This is a genomic window from Pseudomonas karstica (assembly GCF_009707515.1).
Taxonomy (GTDB): domain Bacteria; phylum Pseudomonadota; class Gammaproteobacteria; order Pseudomonadales; family Pseudomonadaceae; genus Aquipseudomonas; species Aquipseudomonas karstica.
This window is the reverse complement of the sequence record NZ_WLYI01000104.1, coordinates 1-288: the sequence shown is the minus strand read 5'-3', so window position 1 is coordinate 288 and position 288 is coordinate 1. Positions and strand designations below refer to the sequence as shown.

General features: G+C 61.1%; 1 pseudogene. It reads right to left on the bottom strand.

The features are described 5' to 3' along the window. Positions 1–288, bottom strand: a pseudogene (locus GIR22_RS25885) (hypothetical protein); the annotation flags it as partial.

Sequence of the window (288 nt, the reverse complement as noted above, 5' to 3'; positions counted from 1 at the left end):
TTCTCCAAAAGCCCGTGGCTCTCAAAGCCAAACTGCGCTTGCAAGACATAAGGATCGCCCTGCTCGGCGGCAAGGTGATGGTAAAGAATACCTTCCTGCAACGGCGCCAGCGGGTAGATGTCCTGCACGTTGCGCGTACCGCCCGGCACCGTGGCCACAATGCGGTCGATGGTCGGCTGATCCAGATTGACCAGCGGCAGCATGCCAGGGGTGATGTGTTCGCAATCACTCGGGATCAGGTTGGCCGGGACACTCACCTCAGTGTTGCCACCCACCGCCGCCGCCAGT